This is a genomic window from Malaciobacter sp. (assembly GCF_055140965.1).
Genome location: NZ_JBSRRO010000009.1, coordinates 15,344 through 37,610, shown reverse-complemented (window position 1 = coordinate 37,610; position 22,267 = coordinate 15,344). Strand labels below are relative to the sequence as shown.

Here is a 22,267-nt window from a genome sequence, read left to right as displayed (position 1 = left end):
TAATATAAATAAAAAAAACTAATTACTTTATGCAGGTTTAAAAGATTTTGTTGTTTTACAAACTTGAGGGAAAAGACAATTATTACAATCAGGATTTATGGCTTTACATGTGTATCTTCCAAAAAGTACCATTGCTTGATGAAAAATATGTAAATCATCTTTTAATTTTTTTACTAATTCTGCTTCTGTTTTTTCAACTGTTTTCTCATATGATAGTCCAAGCCTGTGAGAGACTCTAAAAACATGAGTATCTACAGCCATTAAATTTGCTCCTGTATACTCAATCATAAATACATTTGCGGTTTTATTTCCAACACCAGCTAGTTTTATTAACTCTTTTTCATTATGGGGAATATCACCATCATAATTCAAAATAACACTTTGTGCCATCTTTATAATATTTTTTGCTTTATTATTAAAAAAAGAGCAAGATTTTAAAAGCTCTTTTACTTCTTCTATTTTTGCATCTGCTAGTGTAAATACATCTGGGTATTTTTCAAATAGTGCAGGAGTTATTATATTTACTCTTTTATCTGTACATTGGGCACTTAAAATAATTGCAATTAATAATTCATAATCATTTTTATAATTTAATTCAGTTACTGCATTATTAAATTTTTCTTGAAATGCCTCTTTTATTATTTGAATTTCAGCTTTTGTAGCTTTTTTCATCTATTTCCTTAAATACTCTTTTATTTCAGAAAAGATATTTTTTGCATATGCATAGCTTATATCTTCTAGTCTTATTAAGTAGTTTTCATCTTTTTTTGTTATTACAATCTCTTCTTTATTGAAATAATTCAATAATCCTTCATAAGTTTTCAAAGCATCGTTTTTATTAAAAAGCCCTACTTTTATATCTATTTTTTTACTTAAATCAGTTGTTGAAGTAAGTTTTAAAATATCTTTTAACTCACCTTTTTTTAGAATTCTAACTTCACTTAGCTTACCATCTTGTTTAATTTCAACTACTTGCGCAAGGCTTAAGTTTTTTGTAATATTTGATTTTTGTGAACTAACTTTTATATCACCACTTAAACTAGAGACTTTACTTTGGTCACCTACAATAATTGTACTATTTGCAAAAGAAAATAAGCAAATTATAAAAAAAAGATTTTTCATTTGTTAATTCCTATTATAAAATTATCTGTTTGGATTTTAAACTTTTTAGGTGCAAGTTTTTCAATATTTCCTGTTTTTATTTTATAACTTCCTTTTTTAATTTTAAAATCTACTTTGTTATTTTCTTTGTTACTCTTATCATAAGAGTATTTTGATATTTCAAATATTGTTTTTACTCCCACATAAACTATAGTATTATCAATAAATCTAATTTTTACTTTTGAAGTATCAAATGTTTTTATAATATCATTTTCTTTAATCTTAAAGCCAACGCCAATTATAGGTAATGTATCTTTTCCTCTTTGCACTAATGCTACTTGATTTTTATTATCATCAATGACTACTTTTTCAACAGTTCCTATATCATTTGCAAATGATAATGATATAAAAAGTAGTGTTAGTATTAAAGCTTTCAAAAATATACCCTTGTTTATTATTTATTATTATGTTAACATTTTTTAGCTAACATTTAACCTATGAAGGCTTTATTTAAATACTTAGTAATTTTTATCATTGTTTTTTGCTCTATATTTTTTACTTTTAAAAGCTATCCAGATTTATTTTTAAATCTTGACAATGAAATAAAAAGCTTTTTATTAAAACATAAAAATAAAAGTCATCAAAGTAAAAATGTAATAATAGTTGATATTGATGATAAAAGTATAAATCAAACTTCACAATGGCCTTGGAGAAGAGATCTATTTGCTAAATTAATAGATGAATTGCAAACAACAAACTTAAAAGTTATTGGTGTTGATATTATGTTTTCAAAAGAAGATATAAACTCTCCTTTTAATGTATTAAAATCACTTGATTTGAAAATAAATAGACAACTTCCAAATTATGATGAACTTTTTTCAAAAGCCATTAAGAACTCTTCAAAACCCATAATTTTAGGATATCATTTTTTTAATAACTCTTTTAAGCAAAAAATATCACAAAAGCCAACTACTGTAGGAACTTTAAAAAAAACAAAATTAAATAAAATAGATATTTTAGAAGCAAATAATATTAATATGAATATTTCTTTACTACAAAATAGTGCTTATTCAAGTGGCTTTTTAAATATTATAAATAGTGATTCTCCTATTTTAAGCAATGTTCCTTTAATAATAAAGTATGAAAATGAACTTTACCCATCTTTTGCACTAGAAATAATAAGAACACTAAAAGATAGTAAAAATATTCTTATTAAACAAATTGAAAACTCAAGCTATAAAATAGAACTTGATAATTTAAATATTAGTGTAGATAAAAAAGCATCATTAAGTTTAAGTTATTATAAAAATAACTGTTTTAAAACCATATCAGCAGTTGATATTTTAAATAAAAATTATGATAAAACAATCTTTGATAATAAAATAGTTTTAATAGGAAGTTCAGCTTTAGATGTGGTAAGTTTAAATAACACATTAATAGATAAAAAACTATCTACTACACAAATTCATGCAACAATAATAGAAAATATTCTAAATAGCAATTTTTTTATAAATGTAAACTGGCAAGATAATTTTATAAGTGCATCGATTTTTATTATTTTTACATCACTTTTTTTAACTCTTTTTTTCAATAAAATTTTATTTAGTTCATATGTTAGTTTATTGTTACTCTTTTTTATAAGCTTTACTATTTGCTACTTTTTTTATATTGAAAATATATTTATAAATAGTGCTTTTATTTTTCTGTCTTTAATAATTGCTTTTATTTGTACCATAACAATAATTTTTATCAAAAAAACAAAAGAGTTAATGACATTAAAGAAAAAATTTGCAGCTAAAGTATCAAATAATGTAATGAATGATTTATTAAAAGATGAAAATAGTCATTATTTAAGAACAAAACAAAAAGATATTACAATTTTCTTTAGTGATATTATAGGTTTTTCACAAATAACTAACAAAATTAATGATCCTGAAAAACTAACAAAATTTTTAAATAAATATATGAATCCAATGACTAAAATCATTATGAAAAATAAAGGTACAGTTGATAAGTTTATTGGTGATTCTATTATGGCTTACTGGAATGCTCCTTTTAGTGTAAATAATCATCAAGATCTTGCATTGACATCTGCACTTGAACAACTAAAAGCCTTAGAAGAAATAAATAAAAACTATGAAGAAAATTCACCTTTGAAAATAAAAATTAGAATAGGAATAAATAGTGGAAAAGCTTATGTTGGAGAGATGGGAGCAGATGATAGAAATGACTATACAGCACTTGGAAGTGAAGTAAATAAAGCTTCAATTTTAGAACAAGCTTGTAAGATTTATAAAACCTCTTGTATTATTTCACAAAGTGTAAAGATTGCATTAAAAAAAGATTACACAATTAGACTTCTTGATACTATTTCTATAGAAGATACAATAAAAGCACCTTTTAATATATATGAAGTTTTCAAAGAGGGAAAACCAACACAAGAAGAGCAAATACAAATAGACTCTTTTGAAAAGGCCTTAGGGTTATATTATAAAAAAGAGTTTCAAAAAGCTTTGGATATTTTTCAAGAACTAAAAAATAAAAATAGTATTTTAAATACTTATGCTATAAGTTTTCATATTAAAAGATGCGAAAAATGCTTACTAAATACAAGCTTTTTTTCTCCTGTTACTATCATAAATAAAAGGCTTATTTCAAGATAAGCCTTTAGAGTTTTTTAATTTTATCTATTTCGTCTCTTAATCTAATAGCTTCTTCAAAATTTAACTCACTTGAAGCTTTTTTCATTTTTTTGTTTAATTCAAGTAGTAGTTTTTTCTTTTCACTTGCTGGCATTTTATCTAATTTTTGTTTTTTCCAAGCCAAGTCATCATACTCTTCAAGTTTTAGATTTTGGTCTAGTTTTCTTTTTGTTGATTTTGGAGTAATATTATGTTTTTTATTATACTCCTCTTGGATTTTTCTTCTTCTGTTTGTTTCATCAATTGCAAACTGCATAGAACCTGTTATTCTTTTAGCAAAAAGAATTACTCTACCATTTTCATTTCTAGCACCTCTACCCATTGTTTGAATAAGTGAAGTTTTACTTCTTAAAAAGCCCTCTTTATCTGCATCTAATATAGCAACTAATGAAGTTTCAGGAATATCAAGACCTTCTCTTAAAAGATTGATTCCAATAAGCACATCAAACTCTCCAAGTCTTAACTCTCTAATGATTTGGTTTCTTTCAATTGCATCAATTTCACTATGCATATATTTTACTTTAATTCCCAAATCAGAATAATAAGAAGACAACTCTTCTGCCATTTTTTTAGTTAAAACTGTTACTAAAACCCTTTCATTTTTCTCTACTACTTTTTTAATTTCATCATAAAGTTTTTCTACTTGATATTCACTATCCATAATCTCAATAACAGGATCTAAAAGACCTGTTGGTCGAATAATCTGTTCAGCTACTACCGCACTTTTTTCAAGTTCTAATTCATTTGGTGTGGCACTTACAAAAACAAAGTGTGGTGCTTTATTTATAAACTCATCAAATTTTAAAGGTCTATTATCAAGTGCACTTGGTAGTCTAAATCCATACTCTACAAGTACTTCTTTTCTACTTCTATCAGCTGCATACATTCCTCTAAATTGTGGTAAAGATACATGTGACTCATCAACAATTAATAAAAAATCCTCTTTCATTTGTTCGAAATAACTTATCAAAGAGTAAGGAGTTTCTTCTGGTTTTTGTCCAGTAAGATGTCTTGCGTAGTTTTCAATTCCTTTACACATACCTGTGCTTTCAATCATCTCTAAATCAAATTCAACTCTTTGTTTTAATCTTTGATACTCTACTTGTTTATCTTCTTGTTTAAAAAACTCAAGTCTTTGCTTTAACTCTTCTTCTATTTGTTTTACAGCAACTGCTAGTTTATCATTTGAAACAACAAAAGGATTAACAGAGTATATTATTACTTCATCTAACTCTTTTATTCTTGTATTTGTTAAGTATTCATGCTTACTAATTGTTTCAACCTCATCACCAAAAAACTCAACTCTTATAAATTCATCTTCAAAATAAGCAGGGAAAATATCTATTACATCTCCATTTACTCTAAAATCAGACCTATCAAAAAACTTATCATTTCTTTTATAACCCATCTCTACAAGTTTTAATAAAAACTTCTTTTGTGAGTATTCAAAACCAACTTCAATTCTTTGAACCATTGCTTTGTACTCTTCAGGATTACCTAAACCGTAATTTGCAGAAACAGAAGCAATTACAATAACATCATCAAAAGATAAAAGTGATGCTGTTGCACTAAGTCTTAATCTTTCTAATTCCTCATTTATTGAAGAGTCTTTTTCAATAAACAAATCACTTCTTGGAATATAAGCTTCTGGTTGGTAATAATCATAATAAGAGATAAAATACTCCACATGATTATTTGGAAAAAATGCCTTAAATTCTGAATATAGCTGTGCGGCAAGCGTTTTATTATGTGTCATAATCAAAGTTGGTCTTTGTGTTTTTTCAATAACTTTTGCCATTGTATAAGTTTTTCCACTTCCAGTTACACCAAGAAGAGTATTATACTTTTCACCTTTTATTATTGAATCACTTAAAGCTTTTATTGCTTGTGGTTGATCTCCTGCTGGTTCATACTCACTTACTACTTTAAACTTTGCGATAATCTATCCTTTATTGCTTATATGTTGTTAGAAAATAAAAAAGTATTGATATCTCTTTATTTGTCCAAATAACATCATCACTTAAAATATTTTTTGAAGCTTTTATATCAACATTGGCTTTATACTTTAATAAAATAGTTTGAATAAAACTATTTAATGACTTATTATCAAGGTTAAGTATATTTTTATGAAATAGCTTTTCTTTATTTGGTATAAAAAAATCTTTATCATTTTTATAAAGATTAAGTAACATAGATATTTGCCAACTATGCCACTCTTTTTTTTCTAATTGCTTTGTATTTAAACTTTTTATATCTAATACTTCAAAAGTATGAAATATTTTTCTTACTATATTACTATTTGTTGCAAAATCTAATCTCTGTATTTTCAAAGGCAATTCAAGTTGACTTATATGGATATGATTTTTTATTTTTGGATTTATATTTTTAAGTTTTGTAGCTTTTCTTTTATTATAAAAAATAAAAGGTAATGATAAAAATATAACTGCAATTATAAAAAATAAAAACTCTAAATTCATAAACTTACTTTCTTGAAAATATTTTCCTTTAGTACCATATACTCACTACTACAACAAAGAGAAGGTACATTTACATATCTTTTATTTCCAAAGTCATACTCTTTACCTTGGTGAAAGTGTCCTTCAATAATAATATCTGCTTCAAAATTTTCAACTCTTTTTTTTGCTAACTCTTCAAAAGCTGTAAAATTATGGCAAATATTTTTCTTCATCAAAGAATAATATATCTTTTTTGAAATAAAATTATTATAATCAATAGAGTTTAAAAACTTCAATAACTTATGGTTTCTAATAATTTTACAATAAATATTATATAAATTTGGAGTAAAATTATCTCCATGTGAAAGTGCAAGTTTTTTATTTTGATACTTCATAAAAATAGCTTGATCTTCTCTTTTTACTACTAAAACATCTAAAAAAAGAGGTTTCATGTTGTAATCATGATTTCCTTCTAAATATATTATTTTTATCTGTTTTGCAAGTTCATTTATTATATCAATAAGCTTTTGATTTTTTTTTACAAAATAACTGCTTTCAGATGAGATAAAATCAAACATATCTCCCATCAAAAAAAGCTGTTCAGTCTTAATCTTTTTAGATTTTAGTTTTTCTAAAAAGATTAAGAACTCTTGATTCTTTTCATTATAGTGCGAGTCTGCTACAAAGATTGCACCATCATTTATATTAAGGTGCATAGGCAATTTTAGGTATTCCTTCGCCCTCTTCAAAGCCACACATAATATTTGCGTTTACAACAGCTTGTGAAGATGCTCCTCTTAATAAATTATCAATTGAAGAGTTAATAAAAAGTGCTTTGCCATTTCTTGCTACAAAAATATCACAAAAGTTTGTTCCTGATGTTGATTTTATATCAACTGCACTATTTCTAACTCTTACAAACTCACTATTTTTATAACTTTTTTCTAATATAGTTTCCACATCAACTTCATCTTTTAAGCTTGCATAAACTGAAACTAACATTCCCCTTGTAACAGGTATTAAATGTGGTACAAAGTTAACACTAAAATCTTTATCTTTAAGAAGTTTAACTTTTTCTTGAATCTCAGGCATATGTCTATGTTTGAAAGGATTATATGCATGAGTATTTTCGTTTATATGAGCAAACTGTGTTATCTCATTTAACTTTTTACCTGCACCTGTAACTCCTGATTTTGCATCAATAAATATTGGACTATTTTCATCAATATAATCCACAAAAGGAAGCAAAGCTAAAAGTGAAGCTGTTGGATAACATCCAGGGTTTGCAACTAAGTTTGCATCTTTTAATTGATTTTTATAATACTCAGGTAAGCCATAGACTGCACTTGAGATATTTTCTTTATCTTCATGGGGACAATAGTGTTTTTCATAATTTTCAAGTTCTAATCTATAATCAGCACTTAAATCAACTACTTTAACACCTAAAGCTAATAACTCTTTTGCAAAAGACATAGATGTTTTATGTGGTAGTGCTAAAAAAGCAAGTTTTGCAACTTTTGCAACTTCATTTGCATTTGCTACTTCCACAGGCATATCAATTAGCCCTTTTAAGCTTGGATGCAAATCTTGTACATTTATATCTCCCGTTGAGTTAGCTATATATGAAATATTAAATTTTGAATGAGTAATTAATATTTTTATTAGCTCTAAACCAGTATAGCCACTAGCTCCAATAATTGCTACATTCATTATAAATTTATCTCCTTGTAATAAACTTCTAATACTTCAAAAGTTCTAACACCTCCTGGAAGTGTAGCTTGAAGTTCATCTCCCTCTTCTTTTCCCATTAACTGTTTTGCTAAAGGTGAATTAAAAGAGATAAATCCTTTTTCCGCATTTGATTCTATTCCACCAACAATTGTATAAGTATACTCTTCTTCTGTATCAACATCTACTAAACTAACAGTTGAACCAAAACTAACTTTATCATGTGGTAGTGTTGAGGGATCAATAATTACTGCTTTACTAATAATATTGCTCAATTCTGCAATTTGTGTATCAATTAATTTTAATTTATCTTTTGCAGCATGATACTCAGCATTCTCTTTTAAATCTCCTAATTGTCTTGCTTCATCTAAAGCAATAACAGTTTGAGGTCTCTCTTTTGATTTCAAGAAGTCTAGATTTCCTGTAATTTTTTCATATCCATCTCTTGTCATAGGTTCTTTTTCCATCAACGACTCCATAAATTATTTTATGCTATAATATCTAAAATTTTTAAAAGAGTAGATTAGATGAGATATGATAGAACAAAAAAACTATTTGGTGAAGAAAACTTTAATAAATTTACAAAAGCAAAAATTATACTGCTTGGAGTTGGTGGAGTAGGAAGTTTTGCCCTTGATGCACTTTATAGGACAGGTGTTACTGATATTACTATTGTAGATTTTGATACTTATGAAGAGTCAAATTTAAATAGACAAATGGGTAGTGAGGGTAACATTGGAAAAGTAAAAGTTGAAGCATTAGCACAAAAATATCCAAAAGTGACACCAATTCATGTTAAGATAACAAAAGAGTGGATTGATAACTTTGATTTTTCACAATTTGATTATATTTTAGATGCAATAGATGATGTAACACCTAAAGTTCATCTAATAAAAAAACACTATACTAAAGTAATTAGTACAAGTGGTGGAGCTAAAAGAATTGATCCTAGTAAAATTGAGTATTTATCTATTTGGAAAACTTATAATGACCCTTTTATTAGAAAAATAAGAACTGAGCTTAAAGCACAAGGGTTCAAAAAGAAGTTTAAAGTAGTTTTTTCTTCAGAAGAGCCTTTATGTATAGAAAAAGGAAGCTTTGAAGGAGTTACAGGTTCATTTGGTCTTATGATGGCTTCTGTAACAATAAAAAAATTGTTAAATAAGAAGAAGTAAAATAACTTTTATAAAAAAGTTGATTATAAGAAAAAAAGATATATAATTTAAGTATCACATAAAAAGGAATAATATGAGCGATATTAATAGTAGCGTTGAACAAATGACACAAGGCCATAAAAGAAATGTTCAACAATTAGCCGTATTTTACACTAGTCATAACAATATTTATGCAATCAATATTGCAAAAGTAAAAGCTTTTGTTATTAAAGAAGAAGTAACAATAAATGACACACCAAGTGATTCAAATATAATTGCAGGTATTGCTACTATTAGGGGTGAACCTGTTACTTTAGTAAATTTAGATGCATGGCTAGGCCAACAAAAGATGCAAATAGATGAGTATAAACTTATAATATATTGTGAATTTAATCATAAAAAAGTAGGATTTTTAATTAAAGATATGTTAGATATCGTTGAAAAAACTACTGAAGAGTTAAGACATACAGAAGAGACAAACTCAAAAATAACATATACAACTTATGTAAGAGTTAATGATAAAGATGAATTATGTACTGTATTTAATGCTGAACAACTACTAAAAGATATTGGTTGGACAGGTGATGGACAAGATGAAGTTAACAAATATGTTGATGCTCCATTAAACTCTGATAAATTAGTTCTAGCAGCAGAAGATTCAGGAGTTGCAAGGGAAGTATTAAGAAAATTTTTCCAAAAAGCAAAATTAAAGTTTGAAATTTATAACAATGGTGCTTTATTACTTCAAAGAATACAAGAAGTAGATCCTAAAAGCATAGGTTTAATTATAACAGATATTGAGATGCCAGAAGCTGATGGTTTCCAAGTTGCATCTTTTATAAAAGATAATAGTTCACACAATTTTATTCCTGTAATAGTTAACTCATCAATGACAACAGATGCTGTTAAAAATAAAATGAAAGATATTGGTGTTGATGGTTTTATTGGTAAAACAGATGTTCAAGCCTTATATGAAGCTACTAAAAAATTCCTACTTAATTAATATTAGATGAGACTTTGCTCATCTAATATTTTATTTAGATTCTAACCAAGTTTTTAGTAGTTCTATTTGTATATTTGTCTGTTTTGTAGATGTTCCACCAAATGAATCTCTTGCATTCATTGAAGCTTCTAAATCAAGATAATTTAAAATCTCCTCATCTATATTACTAATTTGTTCATTTGAGTTTCTTATTTCTTCAATTGTTAGTTCACTAATATCTTTATTTAATTTATTTGCTGTTGCTACTACATCTTTTGTAATATAATAAGCTGTTCTAAAAGGCATATTTTGTTTTTGTACTAAATAATCAGCCAAATCAGTAGCACTCAAATGCCCTATTTTACAAGCATTGTACATCTTATCTTCATTTACAATCATAGTTTTAATTACTTCATTTAAGATTGCAAGGGATACTTCTATTGTCTTAACAGAATCAAATACGCCCTCTTTATCCTCTTGTGTATCTTTATTATATGCTAGTGGTAAACCTTTCATTACTGTAAATAATGAAATCAAATTACCATATGCTCTTCCTGTTTTACCCCTTAAAAGTTCAGGAACATCTGGATTTTTCTTTTGTGGCATAATAGAAGAAGTAGTTGCATATTCATCACTCATTCTTACAAATTGGAACTCATATGAAGACCAAGTTACAAGCTCTTCTGAAATTCTACTTATGTGCATTATTGTTGTACTTATATTAAATAAAATCTCCAAAGCAAAATCTCTATCACTTACACTATCCATTGCATGAGTTGTAGGTGAATAAAATCCAAGTTGTGAACATGTACTATCTCGATTTATATTATGAGGTGTTCCAGCAAGGGCAGCACTTCCTAAAGGTGAAAAGTTATTTCTTTCATATGAACTTTCAAATCTTTCATAATCTCTTTTAAACATGTTTGCATAAGCTAGTAAATGGTACCCAAAATTGATAGGTTGAGCATGCTGTAAATGTGTCATTCCAGGTATTAAAGTAGTTGTATGTTTTGAAGCTACATTTACAAAAGTATTAATTAACTCTTTTATTTGTTGTTTGATACTTATATTTTTATCTTGTACATAAAGTCTAAAATCAGTTGCAACTTGATCATTTCTACTTCTTGCTGTATGAAGTCTTTTTCCAGCTTCACCTACAATTTCAGTTAATCTACTCTCAACTGCCATGTGAATATCTTCATGCTCTATTTTAAACTCAAATTCACCACTTTCAATCTCTTGTTTTACTTGTAAAAGTCCTTTATGGATTGCTTCTTTATCTTCTTTTGATAAAATCCCTTGTTCAAAAAGCATTTGGCTATGTGCAATTGAGCCTTTTATATCTTGCGCATAAAGCTCTTTATCAAACATAACAGAAGCATTAAACTCATCTAATATTTTTGCATTTGTATTTTTTAAAATTTGATTATTTTGTTTTGACATTAACTCTCTTCCTCAATCTTTTTAATGGCATCTTTTATAATTGCTAATATTTTATCTTTTGCTTCATCTTCATTATTTTCAGGTACATCCCATCCAACAATAGACATATATTTATCAACAAGTGAATTTACATCTGAAATAATAGTATCGTGAAGTTGTTCTAACTCTTTATCTTGTGCAGTCATAATATCCCCTTTTTTAGTATTAAAGGATATTATAACATAACTATGATTGTACGAAAGTTTGTAAAGGCTCTTTTTTAGAAATGCTTGCATACTTTCTCATTCCAAGTACACAATTTATAAAAAATAAGATATTAGATAAAATAAATAAAATTGCTGCTATAGTTATAAATATTTGACTAAAAAAACCATATAATAAAAAGAAAACATATGAAGCCATATAAATATAAAAATGAATTTTAATTAAATCCTCATGAATTATCTCTTTTATTGTTGGAATATCAAAGTATCCTTTTGAACTTAGATGAAACCAACACAAAAATGGAATAATTTTATAAACCATTCCTTGTAATAATGAAAATAAAAATCCAAAAGCAAATAAAATAGTTAAAAAATAAGATGAATCTTGTGGAACAAAGAGCCAATTTAGCATTGCTATTACAAGAGAATATAAAGATACTTTCCAATACCAAAGTGTTACATCAGAAACAGGTCTTCTTCTATTATTTAACGAGTTTAGTCCATGAAATGCATATATAACAAAAAATATTGCAAATAGTACTTTATAAATATAAAAATTAAGATCTAAAAATGCAAAAGCAAAATAAGAAATAATAAGTAAAAATATAGATAAAGGAAGTCTATTTTGAACTGATTTAGGAAAATCTAAAGCAACATAAAACATAGGTATTACTTGAAATGACACACCAATAATAAGTAATGCAGCAAAGCCAAATATACCAAGTAAAATATGAATATTTACAAAAGATAAATAGTTTGAACCCATATTACCACTTAAATGTGCACCAGCTAAATGTAAACCTAAAAGTGCTGTTAAAACTCCTGCAATAGCAAATAGTTTCATAACATTTACCGTAGAAGTAACATATTTTACTTTAAATAATAGTCTTATTGCTGTAATAAAGAAAGTCAAAAAAGATATAGCTAGACAAACAATCGCTGCAATTAAAAACTCATTTTGATAGTATAAAAACTTCAATACAAAAAATATAGTTCCCAATGTTAAAAAAGTATGTACAACTGTTGCAAAAAGCTTGGCTCTTTTAATAGGAGCACCTGCAAGTACAGGCATCATTTGTTGCATTGCACCAAAAATTATCATTGATAATACACCTAAAGTAAACATATGTACCATAGCTATTGTTTCACTTGAGAACCTATTTGTTATAAGTTCTGCTGGATAAATTAAAAACATTACGCCAATTAGCATAGCGAAAATTGGTGCTGTTAAAAAAAACCTAAAAGGTACAGAAATTGGTGGTGCTTGATCTAATGATAATCCTTGGTTAAACATTTAATTCACTCTTTTTAATTCTTTCATTTTTTCTATAACTGAACTTTTTTGTTCTTGTATATGAGCATCAGCCATTGCATAAAGCATTTGCTCTTCTTTCATATTATGTTGTTGCGTAAGCATCATCAAACTTTCACTTAATCCAAAAAAATGATTCTTATCTTGCTTAGCAATATCTTCTCTCATTTGAGAAACAACATTTAGCATTTGTGCATGTTCCATTCTCATAACTTGAGTTGGTCCATTTGTCATACCAGTAATTTCTTCAAAAACTGGAAACATAACTTTTTCTTCCATATCAAAATGAGTTTGCAAATCTTTTGCAAATCTTTCAAAAGTTTCTTCTGATTTTACCCAGTCTTGTGAAGCTACTGCATTTTCCATATTTGCAAACTCTTCATCACAGTCTCTATGATCTTGTGTAAGAAAAGATTTAATTGTTTCTTCCATAATTTACCCTTATATGTTTTATAAAATTGTACATAAAAAAATAAATTAATAGATTGATGAATATCAATAAAAGAGAGAACTCTCTTTTATTTGATAGATTTAAATAGGTAAAACTCTTAAGTTTTCGTCAATTTTTTGTTTTAATATTGACTCAATAGCATATAATGTTCCAGTACTTCCAGAAGCACATCCAGAACATGCACCTAAGTATCTAATATATAAGTCATAATGAGGTAAGTTTTCTTTAATATCAATAATTTCCATATTACCACCATCCATTACAAGCATTGGTCTAATATCTTCATCTAAAACTGAATCAATTGCTTTAATTCTTTGAACTAAAGTCATCTTATCAAAAGTTAATGCACCACTTGCACTTGCATCAGCTGCATCTTTTAATTTTTCTTCATCCATTGAAGCTCTTGTATCTTTTAAAATATCTACTAAGTAAATATCCTTTTCTTCATGTCCACCTGGTTTGATACATGATTTACAAAATGCACCTGCTTTTGTATAATCTGTAATCTCTTCAACTGTTTTTAAATCATTAATTTTAATTACTTCTTTAATAGTTGCTAATGAAACTCTTGCACATTCGCAAACAATCTCTTCTTCTTCAAGAGATTCCATATCAACACCTTTATATTGTGATGCTGCTTTTTTAATAACATCATATGCCATAACAGAACAGTGCATTTTTTGAGGTGGAACAGCAGGAGTATCTGGATTATCTCTTAATGCTTTTTCAACATCAATATTTGTAATCTTAATTGCTTCATCAACTGTTTTACCTACACATAACTCAGCCATAACATCACTTGATGCAATTGCAGTACCACATCCAAAAGATTTAAATTTTGACTCTAAAATTTTATCTGTAGCTTCATCAACTGCCCAATAAAGTCTAACTGCATCACCACATGATTCTGCACCAAAATCAGCAATAATAAGTTTTGCATTTAACTCTTTTGCTCTTTCTTCTGTAATTTCCCCTTGATGTTGAGGGTTATTCATTCTATTTACAACTTGATCTGAATACTCATCCCAAATAGATCCACTAACTAAATCATTTTTTGCCATTTTATTATTCCTTTATATTTCTTTTTATAACCCAGATTCATGTGATTTTGGTGCATATGCATAAGAACTTGATAAGTTTCTTAATCTTTTAACTGCATTTACAATTACCTCAATCGCATAATCAATTTGTTCTTGTGTATTAAATCTACTTAAACTAAATCTAACTCCAGTATGTGCTAACTCACTATCACTTCCAAATGCATTCATTACTGGATTTGCTTCTAAATCTTCAGATGCACATGCACTTCCTGTACTTGCACCTATTCCTTTTTGATTTAAATCCCATAACATAGACTCACCCTCAACACCTCTAATTGAAATAAGTGTTGTATTTGGAGTTCTATTTTCAGTTCCACCAATAACAAGTGTTTCAGGTAGTTCTAAAATTGCATTTTCAAGTCTATCTCTTAATTTTCTTACATGATTATCTTCATAAGCTAAAGCCATTTCATTTGTAGCTAAATGCATAGCATATCCCATTCCAACCATTGACGCAACATCAACTGTACCTGCTCTTTTACCACCCATTTGTTCACCACCGTGTAATAATGGAGTTAATTTAACACCTTTTTTAATATATGTTCCACCAACACCTTTTGGTCCATGAAATTTATGTGCTGAAAATGACATGAAATCTAAATTTGCTTTTTGTACATCAACAAGAACTTTTCCAATAGCTTGAGTTGCATCTGAATGAAATAGTACATTTGCTTCTTTACAGATTTTTCCAATTTCTTCAATAGGAAAAAGTTTTCCAGTTTCATTATTTGCCCACATAATACTAACTAAAGCTGTATCATCTTTAATATTTTCTTTTACTGTATTTGCTTCAATAACGCCATTTTCATTAACTGGTAAATACGTAACACTTACTCCTTGTGCTTCTAAAAATCTACATGCTGCTGTAACTGCTGGGTGTTCTACTTCTGAAGTTACAATGTGATTTTTGTCACCATTTAATATCTCATCAACCCATACACCTTTTATTACTGTATTAATACTTTCAGTAGCATTTGAAGTAATAATAATATCATCTTCATCATCTGCATTTATTCCAGTATATAAATAATCTAATGCTTCCATCATTTTTGGATGTGTTCCAGCTCCAAATCTATGTAAAGAGTTAGGATTACCATAAGTTTCACAGAAAAATGGTTTCATCTGTTCAAAAACTAGTGGATCAACCATTGTTGTAGCATTGTTATCTAAATAAACTTCCATCATATTTCTTTTCCTAATCGATAATTTAATTGTATTACCATTTAATTTTTTGTATTATATTTAATATAGGATAAAATTTGTCTTAATTAAATAAGCTAAACTTTGTTATTTACTAAAAGTAACAAATTTTTAAAATAATATTTTATCTTTAATATTATTTATATTCACTTTGATATGATGATTGAAAAAATTAATCTTAAAAGTTGATAGAGTTTTTACTAATAAATAGATATTATAAATTAAATTTTTTTTATACACGAAGGATTAAAATGAAAAAGTTAGTTTTACTAATATTGTCAGCTACTTTTCTTTTATTATTTTCAGGATGCTCTGATTCAAATAATGAGAAGAAAGAAGAAAATAAAATATTAAAAGTTGGAATGGAATTAGCATATCCTCCATTTGAAATGAGTGACAAAGATGGAAACCCAACAGGTGTTTCTGTGGACTTTGCAAAAATGATTGCAAGATCAATGAATAAAGAATTAAAAATAGAAAATATTGCTTGGGATGGTCTTATTCCCTCACTTAAAACAGGAAAAGTTGATATGATTATTTCTTCTATGACTATTACAAAAGAGAGAAAAAAATCAATTAATTTTTCAATTCCTTATGCAAAAACTGCTTTAGCAATACTTGCAAATAAACAATCAGGAGTTAAAACTATTGATGATTTAGACCAAATGGGTAAAACTGTTGCAGTAAAGAAAGGTTCAACTGGTCACATTTATGCACAAAAACATTTAAAAAATGCAAACGTTTTAGTTTTTGATAAAGAAAATGCTTGCGTTTTAGAAGTTGTTCAAGGAAAAGCTGATGGTTTTTTATATGATCAATTAACTATATATAGAAATAATATAAAGCACAAAGATACAACTGTTGCACTTTTAAAACCTTTCCAAAAAGATTTTGAATATTGGGGTGTTGCTTTAAGAAAAGATGATACTAAACTAAAATCACAAGTTGATGAATTTATAAAAAAAGCAAAAGATGATGGAACATTTGATGACTTTGCTTATAAATATTTAGAAGATGCAAAAAAGACATTTGATAAATTAAATATATCTTTTTTCTTTTAGGAGTTAACTATCAAATTCAAAGATTATTTTATAAATGAATTATCACATAACAAGCAAGACTCTTTAAGTAAAAGAGTCTATGCTTTTAATCTAACAATATTAACAATCACCGTTTTTGCTATTTTGTACTTTATGTTTTCAAATGTAAGTTATGATTTTGCTTGGGATAGTGTTTTTGAATATAGGCAAAAATTTATTGATGGTTTTTTTATGACTATTCTTATTTCTATATTTGCATTAATTTTAAGTCTGATTATAGGCTTATTTTTTGCTTATGCTCAAAATTCTAAATTAATTTTTCTAAGATTTTTTGCAAGGTTTTATATAGAAATAATTAGAGGAACTCCCCTACTTGTTCAAATATTAATATTTTTCTATGTTTTTGCTAATAATCTTGGATTTGACAATAGATACATAGTTGGTATTTTTATACTTGCTATTTTTGCTGGGGCTTATGTGTGCGAGATAATTCGTGCAGCTATTGAATCGATTGAAGTTGAACAATATGAAACAAGCATAAGTTTAGGAATGACTAACTATGAAATGTATAGATATATAATCTTTCCACAAGCTTTTAAAAGAATGCTTCCAGCTTTAACTGGTCAATTTGCTACAATAATAAAAGACTCTTCTTTATTATCAATTATATCAATTTCTGAATTTACAATGAATGCACAAGAAGTAAATGCTTATACATACTCTACATTAGAAAGTTATATACCTTTAGCAATTGGTTATTTATTACTAACTTATCCTATATCATTTTATACTAATCGACTTGAAAAAAGTATCAAATAACAAAATACTATCTTTACAAGAAGACATAATTATGCTACAATTTCCTAAATAAGACAATTAATGTCCTATTTAGGAGTTTTTATGAAAAATGAGACAATAAATAACGTTATACAAAATGATTATAGCCTTGGGTTTGAGACAATTGTAAACTCAGATACTTTTCCAAAAGGCTTAAATGAAGATGTAATAAAAGCAATATCTGCTAAAAAAGAGGAGCCGCAATGGTTACTTGATTTTAGACTTAAAGCTTATAAAAAATGGCTTACAATGGAAGAACCAAATTGGGCAAAATTAGGTTATGATAAAGTTGATTATCAAGATATATCATACTTCTCTGCACCTAAAAAGCCACTTGGTTCATTAGATGAAGTAGATCCAGAAATTTTAAAAACATATGAAAAATTAGGTATTCCATTAGAAGAGCAAAAAAAACTTGCAGGAGTTGCAGTTGATGCTGTATTTGATTCAGTATCTGTTAAAACTACATTTCAAAAAGAGCTTGAAGAATTAGGAATAATATTTTGTTCAATAAGTGAAGCTGCAAACAAATATCCAGATTTATTAAGAAAATATTTAGCTTCAGTTGTTCCATATAGTGATAACTATTTTGCAACATTAAACTGTGCTGTTTTTACAGATGGAAGTTTTGTTTATATTCCAAAAAATACAAGATGTCCAATGGAATTATCAACATATTTTAGAATCAATGCTTTAAATACAGGACAGTTTGAAAGAACACTAATTATTGCAGAAGAAGGAAGTTATGTATCTTATAATGAAGGATGTTCAGCACCTATTAGAGATGATAGTCAACTTCATGCAGCCGTAGTTGAATTAGTAGCATTAAAAGATGCACATATAAAATACTCTACTATTCAAAACTGGTATCCAGGGGATAAAGATGGTAAAGGTGGAATTTTAAACTTTGTTACAAAAAGAGGTATTTGTAAAGGTGACAATTCAAAAATATCTTGGACACAAGTTGAAACAGGTTCACTTGTAACATGGAAATATCCATCATGTATTTTAAAAGGAAATAATAGTAGTGGTGAGTTTTACTCAGTTGCTCTTACTTCACTTGCTCAGCAAGCTGATACAGGTACAAAAATGATTCACATAGGTGAAAATACTAAATCAACAATTATTTCAAAAGGTATTTCTGCATTAAATGGCTCAAATGCTTATAGAGGCTTGGTAAAAGTTGCAAAAAGTGCAAAAAACGCAAGAAATATTTCTGCTTGTGATTCACTATTGATTGGTTCAAACTGCTCAGCACATACATATCCATATCAAGATATAAAAAATTCAAGTGCTAAAATTGAGCATGAGGCAACAACTTCAAAGATTTCTGATGAACAACTATTTTATATAAGACAAAGAGGAATTAGTGAAGAAAATGCGGTATCATTAATAGTAAATGGTTTTTGTAAAGATGTATTAGAAGAGTTACCAATGGAGTTCGCAGTTGAAGCAAAAGCGCTTCTTGATGTATCACTAGAGGGTAGTGTTGGTTAAAAAAAGAGGTAAAAAAATGTTAAGTATAAAAAATTTAGATGTAAGTATAGCAAATAAAGAGATTTTAAAAGATTTCAATTTAGAGATAAATGAAGGTGAAGTTCATGTTATCATGGGTACAAATGGTGTAGGAAAATCTACACTTGTTAAAGCTTTAAGTGATCACTATGATTGCGAAGTAACAAAAGGCGAAGTAACTTTTAAAGGTAAAGATTTACTAGAACTTGATGCAAGCCAAAGAGCAAATGAGGGATTATTTATGAGCTTTCAAAATCCTGTTGAAGTTCATGGTGTGAACAATATGTATTTTTTAAAAAGTGCAGTAAATGAAAAAAGAGCTTATAAAAATGAAGAAGAAGTAAATTCTGCACAATTTTTAAAAGAAGTAAAAGATATTATAAAAAAATACAATATAAATAATGAAGTTATAAAAAGAAATGTAAATGAAGGTTTTAGTGGTGGAGAAAAAAAGAAAAATGAAATGCTTCAACTTTTAGTACTAAAACCTGATTTAATTATGTTAGATGAAATAGACTCAGGACTTGATATTGATGCAATAAAACTTGTAGCAAATGCTGTTAATTCTATGCTTGATGGCAAGCGTTCAGTTTTGATGATTACGCATTATGATAGATTATTAGAGTTAATAAAACCTGATTTTGTACATATTATAAAAGATGGAAAAATTGCAAAATCAGGAGATTATAATCTTGCTTTAGAACTTCAAAAAAGAGGTTTTGAGGGATTAGGAGAGGATAATGAAAGTAGTTGAGATAGAAAACTTAAATCTTGATATTTTACCAACTAAAAAAGTAGAAGAGTTCAGAAGCTTTAATATTTATCCTATTTTTGAGAAAGATTTAGATTTTGATATTGAAAAAGATTTAGATTTAAATCAATATTCATACTTAAAAGATGAACATTTTTATAATATCTTTTTAGTAAATAATGAATTGGTTTTTGAAAATGAATTAAATAAATTTTTAGAAGTATCTTATGAAAAATTTGAAGATAGTGTAAACAAACTATATACTTTAAATAGTTATATAAATAAAGAGACTTTAAATTTAACTATTAATGAAAATCTTGATAAACCTTTAAATATAATTTCGATTTTTCAAGGTAATAATAAATTTTTTACAAACTCTTTAAATATAAACATAAAAGCAAATGTAGATATTTTAGAGACTTTTCACAATGACTTGTCAAAAGATTTTTTAATAAGTGCAAATAGAAAATATACAGTTTTAGAAGATGTAAAAGCAAATATTGCAAAGATTCAAACTTTACAAAATGGAAATATTATTACAAACTATAAAACTGATTTAAAAAGTAATGCAATACTTAATCTTGTAAACTTAGAGTATAAAGCAGATCTTGCTTTAAATATCTTTGATAGCAAACTAGAAAATGAGAATGCAATTTTAAATATTGATGGAATTGTAAAAAATAAAGCAAAACAAAGAAGTGGTAATATTGCTTTTATTGAGCATATTGCAAAAAGCACAACAAGTGATATTAAAATAAAACATCTTTTAGATGAGAGTGCCCATTGTCTTTTTGATATAAGTTCAACTGTTCAAAACAGCGCACTTTATTCAAAAGCTTTTCAAAATAGCCAAACTATTATTTTAAGTGATGATGCAAAAATAAATGCAAATCCAAGACTTCAAATTTATATTGATGAATTAGAAGCAGCACATGGTGCAAGTTGTGGTACTTTAAATGAAGATGAATTATATTATTTATGCTCAAGAGGTATAAGTAAAGCAAAAGCAAGAGAGATGATTATTGACTCTATTGAACTACAAGTTATTAGAGAAATTGAACTAAAAGCAATTAGAAGATATATCAAAAATCTAAAAAGGATAAATCATGTATAAAAAAGATTTTCCTTTTTTTAAAAATAGTAGTGTAGTCTATCTTGATAATGCAGCAACAACACAAAAACCAAAAGAAGTTGTTGATAAAGTAGTTGATTATTATACAAACTTTTGTTCAAATACACATAGAAGTAACCATGGGGGTGCAAATAAAGCCACAAAAGAGTTTGAAGCAACAAGAGACACATTAAAAGATTTTATAAATGCACCTCAATCAAAACAGATAATTTTTACAAAAGGTGTAACTGAGTCTTTAAATATGATAGCTTCAACTTTTGCAAAAGAGTTTAAAACTATTATTATCTCTTCATTGGAACATCACTCAAATATTACTCCTTGGCATATGCAAGGAAGAACTTTACATAAAGGACTTGAAGTTGTAAATGCAAAAGATAATTTAGAGTTTGATTTTGAACACTTTGAAGAGCTTTTAAAAAATAACCCAAACTCTTTTGTAAGCATAACTCATGTTTCTAATGCATTTGGTGTTATACATGACATAAAAAAAATTGCACAACTAACACACAAATACAATAGCTACTTACTAGTAGATGCAGCGCAAAGTTTGGCTCACTTTGAGGTTGATGTTCAAGATTTAGATGTGGATTTTTATGCTATGTCTTCACATAAAACATTTGGACCAACAGGCGTTGGAGCTTTATATATAAAAGAAAACCTACTTGAAAAACTTCCTGTTTATCAAACAGGAGGAGCTACAATTAATGATGTAAGTTTTGAAAGAAGTATTATGTTAGATGCTCCATATAAATATGAAGCAGGAACACAAAATATTGCAGGAGTAATTGGCTTTAAAAAAGCACTAGATTACTTAAATAAAATCACACTAAAAGAAGTTTACAAACTTGAACATGAATTATGTACTTATTTATATACACAATTAAAAAAAGTTGAAAATATCATCTTATATAATGATACTAAAAATTCAACGGGAAGTAGAAGTTTTAATATAAAAAATTTAAACAGTGAAGATATCGGTATTTTACTTGACAAAATGCATATAGCAGTAAGAGCTGGTCACCATTGTGCGCAACCTATTATGAAAAAATTAAATATTGATGGTACAATAAGAGTAAGTATTGCTTTTTATAATACAAAAGAAGATATTGATATCTTTATAAAAGGTTTAAAAAAAGCGATTTTAATGCTAAAGGATTAAG

Annotated in this window: 23 protein-coding genes; 9 read left to right on the top strand and 14 right to left on the bottom strand. The window is 27.1% G+C overall.

All coding sequences use genetic code 11. The annotated features are described in order from the left end of the window. Nucleotides 1–27: 27 nt before the first annotated feature. From nth to ACTCCZ_RS04330, 3 genes are read right to left on the bottom strand one after another with little or no spacing between them, the layout of a single operon-like run. Nucleotides 28–672, bottom strand: coding sequence for an endonuclease III (nth, locus tag ACTCCZ_RS04340; protein ID WP_079578702.1), 645 nt, complete (start codon nt 670–672; stop codon nt 28–30). Next, nucleotides 673–1,122, bottom strand: a complete 450-nt coding sequence (locus ACTCCZ_RS04335; protein ID WP_079578700.1) for a hypothetical protein — start codon at nt 1,120–1,122, stop codon at nt 673–675. It lies immediately after the preceding gene. Then, nucleotides 1,119–1,538 (bottom strand): FecR domain-containing protein, encoded by a 420-nt coding sequence (locus ACTCCZ_RS04330; protein ID WP_079578698.1) that lies wholly within the window; start codon nt 1,536–1,538, stop codon nt 1,119–1,121. Before ACTCCZ_RS04330 ends, ACTCCZ_RS04335 begins: the two co-directional genes overlap by 4 nt. A 60-nt stretch (nt 1,539–1,598) precedes the next feature. On the opposite strand from ACTCCZ_RS04330, the gene ACTCCZ_RS04325 reads away from it, so the two are divergent. Then, nucleotides 1,599–3,764: a CHASE2 domain-containing protein gene (locus tag ACTCCZ_RS04325; RefSeq protein ID WP_079578696.1), complete on the top strand. Its 2,166-nt coding sequence runs from the start codon at nt 1,599–1,601 to the stop codon at nt 3,762–3,764. Between the two features lie 4 nt (nt 3,765–3,768). On the opposite strand, the gene uvrB is transcribed toward ACTCCZ_RS04325, so the two are convergent. The 5 genes from uvrB to greA are packed head-to-tail and all read right to left on the bottom strand — an operon-like array spanning nt 3,769 to nt 8,454. Beyond that, the gene (gene uvrB / locus ACTCCZ_RS04320) at nt 3,769–5,742 is read right to left on the bottom strand and encodes an excinuclease ABC subunit UvrB (protein WP_079578695.1); all 1,974 of its coding nucleotides are present in this window, start codon (nt 5,740–5,742) and stop codon (nt 3,769–3,771) included. 10 nt (nt 5,743–5,752) lie between these two features. Further along, nucleotides 5,753–6,280, bottom strand: a complete 528-nt coding sequence (locus ACTCCZ_RS04315; protein ID WP_079578693.1) for a hypothetical protein — start codon at nt 6,278–6,280, stop codon at nt 5,753–5,755. Continuing rightward, entirely contained in the window at nt 6,277–6,975 is a 699-nt protein-coding gene (locus ACTCCZ_RS04310) for a UDP-2,3-diacylglucosamine diphosphatase (RefSeq protein ID WP_079578691.1), read from the bottom strand. Before ACTCCZ_RS04310 ends, ACTCCZ_RS04315 begins: the two co-directional genes overlap by 4 nt. After that, nucleotides 6,965–7,969, bottom strand: a complete 1,005-nt coding sequence (gene argC / locus ACTCCZ_RS04305; RefSeq protein ID WP_079578689.1) for an N-acetyl-gamma-glutamyl-phosphate reductase — start codon at nt 7,967–7,969, stop codon at nt 6,965–6,967. Before argC ends, ACTCCZ_RS04310 begins: the two co-directional genes overlap by 11 nt. Then, nucleotides 7,969–8,454 carry a transcription elongation factor GreA gene (gene greA / locus ACTCCZ_RS04300; RefSeq protein WP_079578687.1) on the bottom strand — a complete coding sequence of 162 codons (486 nt, stop codon included), beginning with the start codon at nt 8,452–8,454 and terminating at the stop codon, nt 7,969–7,971. Before greA ends, argC begins: the two co-directional genes overlap by 1 nt. 60 nt (nt 8,455–8,514) lie before the next feature. Between greA and ACTCCZ_RS04295 the strand changes: the two genes are divergently transcribed. Together ACTCCZ_RS04295 and ACTCCZ_RS04290 are read left to right on the top strand one after the other, a co-directional pair. Further along, nucleotides 8,515–9,162, top strand: a complete 648-nt coding sequence (locus ACTCCZ_RS04295; protein ID WP_079578685.1) for a tRNA threonylcarbamoyladenosine dehydratase — start codon at nt 8,515–8,517, stop codon at nt 9,160–9,162. 73 nt (nt 9,163–9,235) lie between these two features. Continuing rightward, nucleotides 9,236–10,144 carry a chemotaxis protein CheV gene (locus tag ACTCCZ_RS04290; RefSeq protein ID WP_079578683.1) on the top strand — a complete coding sequence of 303 codons (909 nt, stop codon included), beginning with the start codon at nt 9,236–9,238 and terminating at the stop codon, nt 10,142–10,144. A gap of 30 nt (nt 10,145–10,174) precedes the next feature. Here ACTCCZ_RS04290 and argH read toward each other — a convergent pair whose 3' ends face one another. The 6 genes from argH to ACTCCZ_RS04260 form a co-directional block, all read right to left on the bottom strand. After that, nucleotides 10,175–11,566, bottom strand: coding sequence for an argininosuccinate lyase (gene argH / locus ACTCCZ_RS04285; RefSeq protein WP_079578681.1), 1,392 nt, complete (start codon nt 11,564–11,566; stop codon nt 10,175–10,177). Further along, on the bottom strand, nt 11,566–11,751 hold the full coding sequence (locus tag ACTCCZ_RS04280) for a hypothetical protein (RefSeq protein ID WP_079578679.1): 186 nt from the start codon (nt 11,749–11,751) through the stop codon (nt 11,566–11,568). Before ACTCCZ_RS04280 ends, argH begins: the two co-directional genes overlap by 1 nt. Nucleotides 11,752–11,791: 40 nt before the next feature. Then, nucleotides 11,792–13,063, bottom strand: coding sequence for a hypothetical protein (locus tag ACTCCZ_RS04275; RefSeq protein WP_079578677.1), 1,272 nt, complete (start codon nt 13,061–13,063; stop codon nt 11,792–11,794). After that, nucleotides 13,064–13,513 carry a hemerythrin domain-containing protein gene (locus ACTCCZ_RS04270; RefSeq protein ID WP_079578675.1) on the bottom strand — a complete coding sequence of 150 codons (450 nt, stop codon included), beginning with the start codon at nt 13,511–13,513 and terminating at the stop codon, nt 13,064–13,066. A 99-nt stretch (nt 13,514–13,612) separates the two neighbouring features. After that, the gene (locus ACTCCZ_RS04265) at nt 13,613–14,593 is read right to left on the bottom strand and encodes an iron-sulfur cluster assembly scaffold protein (RefSeq protein WP_079578673.1); all 981 of its coding nucleotides are present in this window, start codon (nt 14,591–14,593) and stop codon (nt 13,613–13,615) included. Between the two features lie 24 nt (nt 14,594–14,617). Continuing rightward, entirely contained in the window at nt 14,618–15,814 is a 1,197-nt protein-coding gene (locus tag ACTCCZ_RS04260) for a NifS family cysteine desulfurase (RefSeq protein ID WP_079578753.1), read from the bottom strand. Nucleotides 15,815–16,083: 269 nt separating this feature from the next. On the opposite strand from ACTCCZ_RS04260, the gene ACTCCZ_RS04255 reads away from it, so the two are divergent. From ACTCCZ_RS04255 to ACTCCZ_RS04230, 6 genes are all read left to right on the top strand, one after another. Then, the gene (locus tag ACTCCZ_RS04255; RefSeq protein WP_079578671.1) at nt 16,084–16,893 is read left to right on the top strand and encodes a transporter substrate-binding domain-containing protein; all 810 of its coding nucleotides are present in this window, start codon (nt 16,084–16,086) and stop codon (nt 16,891–16,893) included. 132 nt (nt 16,894–17,025) lie between these two features. Next, the gene (locus ACTCCZ_RS04250; protein WP_079578669.1) at nt 17,026–17,691 is read left to right on the top strand and encodes an amino acid ABC transporter permease; all 666 of its coding nucleotides are present in this window, start codon (nt 17,026–17,028) and stop codon (nt 17,689–17,691) included. Nucleotides 17,692–17,772: 81 nt separating this feature from the next. Then, entirely contained in the window at nt 17,773–19,206 is a 1,434-nt protein-coding gene (gene sufB / locus ACTCCZ_RS04245; protein ID WP_079578667.1) for a Fe-S cluster assembly protein SufB, read from the top strand. A 16-nt stretch (nt 19,207–19,222) separates the two neighbouring features. Next, nucleotides 19,223–19,978: a Fe-S cluster assembly ATPase SufC gene (sufC, locus tag ACTCCZ_RS04240; RefSeq protein ID WP_079578751.1), complete on the top strand. Its 756-nt coding sequence runs from the start codon at nt 19,223–19,225 to the stop codon at nt 19,976–19,978. After that, nucleotides 19,965–21,089, top strand: a complete 1,125-nt coding sequence (locus ACTCCZ_RS04235; RefSeq protein ID WP_079578665.1) for a SufD family Fe-S cluster assembly protein — start codon at nt 19,965–19,967, stop codon at nt 21,087–21,089. Before sufC ends, ACTCCZ_RS04235 begins: the two co-directional genes overlap by 14 nt. Next, nucleotides 21,082–22,266, top strand: coding sequence for a cysteine desulfurase (locus ACTCCZ_RS04230; protein ID WP_079578663.1), 1,185 nt, complete (start codon nt 21,082–21,084; stop codon nt 22,264–22,266). Before ACTCCZ_RS04235 ends, ACTCCZ_RS04230 begins: the two co-directional genes overlap by 8 nt. The last annotated feature ends 1 nt before the right edge of the window (nt 22,267 follow it).

Bases quoted from the DNA above. Each gene is read 5' to 3' on its own strand.
- nth (WP_079578702.1), bottom strand. From the start codon at position 672: ATGAAAAAAGCTACAAAAGCTGAAATTCAAATAATAAAAGAGGCATTT.
- ACTCCZ_RS04335 (WP_079578700.1), bottom strand. From the start codon at position 1,122: ATGAAAAATCTTTTTTTTATAATTTGCTTATTTTCTTTTGCAAATAGT.
- ACTCCZ_RS04325 (WP_079578696.1), top strand. From the start codon at position 1,599: ATGAAGGCTTTATTTAAATACTTAGTAATTTTTATCATTGTTTTTTGC.
- ACTCCZ_RS04315 (WP_079578693.1), bottom strand. From the start codon at position 6,280: ATGAATTTAGAGTTTTTATTTTTTATAATTGCAGTTATATTTTTATCA.
- ACTCCZ_RS04310 (WP_079578691.1), bottom strand. From the start codon at position 6,975: ATGCACCTTAATATAAATGATGGTGCAATCTTTGTAGCAGACTCGCAC.
- argC (WP_079578689.1), bottom strand. From the start codon at position 7,969: ATGAATGTAGCAATTATTGGAGCTAGTGGCTATACTGGTTTAGAGCTA.
- greA (WP_079578687.1), bottom strand. From the start codon at position 8,454: ATGGAAAAAGAACCTATGACAAGAGATGGATATGAAAAAATTACAGGA.
- ACTCCZ_RS04295 (WP_079578685.1), top strand. From the start codon at position 8,515: ATGAGATATGATAGAACAAAAAAACTATTTGGTGAAGAAAACTTTAAT.
- ACTCCZ_RS04290 (WP_079578683.1), top strand. From the start codon at position 9,236: ATGAGCGATATTAATAGTAGCGTTGAACAAATGACACAAGGCCATAAA.
- argH (WP_079578681.1), bottom strand. From the start codon at position 11,566: ATGTCAAAACAAAATAATCAAATTTTAAAAAATACAAATGCAAAAATA.
- ACTCCZ_RS04280 (WP_079578679.1), bottom strand. From the start codon at position 11,751: ATGACTGCACAAGATAAAGAGTTAGAACAACTTCACGATACTATTATT.
- ACTCCZ_RS04275 (WP_079578677.1), bottom strand. From the start codon at position 13,063: ATGTTTAACCAAGGATTATCATTAGATCAAGCACCACCAATTTCTGTA.
- ACTCCZ_RS04270 (WP_079578675.1), bottom strand. From the start codon at position 13,513: ATGGAAGAAACAATTAAATCTTTTCTTACACAAGATCATAGAGACTGT.
- ACTCCZ_RS04265 (WP_079578673.1), bottom strand. From the start codon at position 14,593: ATGGCAAAAAATGATTTAGTTAGTGGATCTATTTGGGATGAGTATTCA.
- ACTCCZ_RS04260 (WP_079578753.1), bottom strand. From the start codon at position 15,814: ATGGAAGTTTATTTAGATAACAATGCTACAACAATGGTTGATCCACTA.
- ACTCCZ_RS04255 (WP_079578671.1), top strand. From the start codon at position 16,084: ATGAAAAAGTTAGTTTTACTAATATTGTCAGCTACTTTTCTTTTATTA.
- ACTCCZ_RS04250 (WP_079578669.1), top strand. From the start codon at position 17,026: ATGTTTTCAAATGTAAGTTATGATTTTGCTTGGGATAGTGTTTTTGAA.
- sufB (WP_079578667.1), top strand. From the start codon at position 17,773: ATGAAAAATGAGACAATAAATAACGTTATACAAAATGATTATAGCCTT.
- sufC (WP_079578751.1), top strand. From the start codon at position 19,223: ATGTTAAGTATAAAAAATTTAGATGTAAGTATAGCAAATAAAGAGATT.
- ACTCCZ_RS04235 (WP_079578665.1), top strand. From the start codon at position 19,965: ATGAAAGTAGTTGAGATAGAAAACTTAAATCTTGATATTTTACCAACT.
- ACTCCZ_RS04230 (WP_079578663.1), top strand. From the start codon at position 21,082: ATGTATAAAAAAGATTTTCCTTTTTTTAAAAATAGTAGTGTAGTCTAT.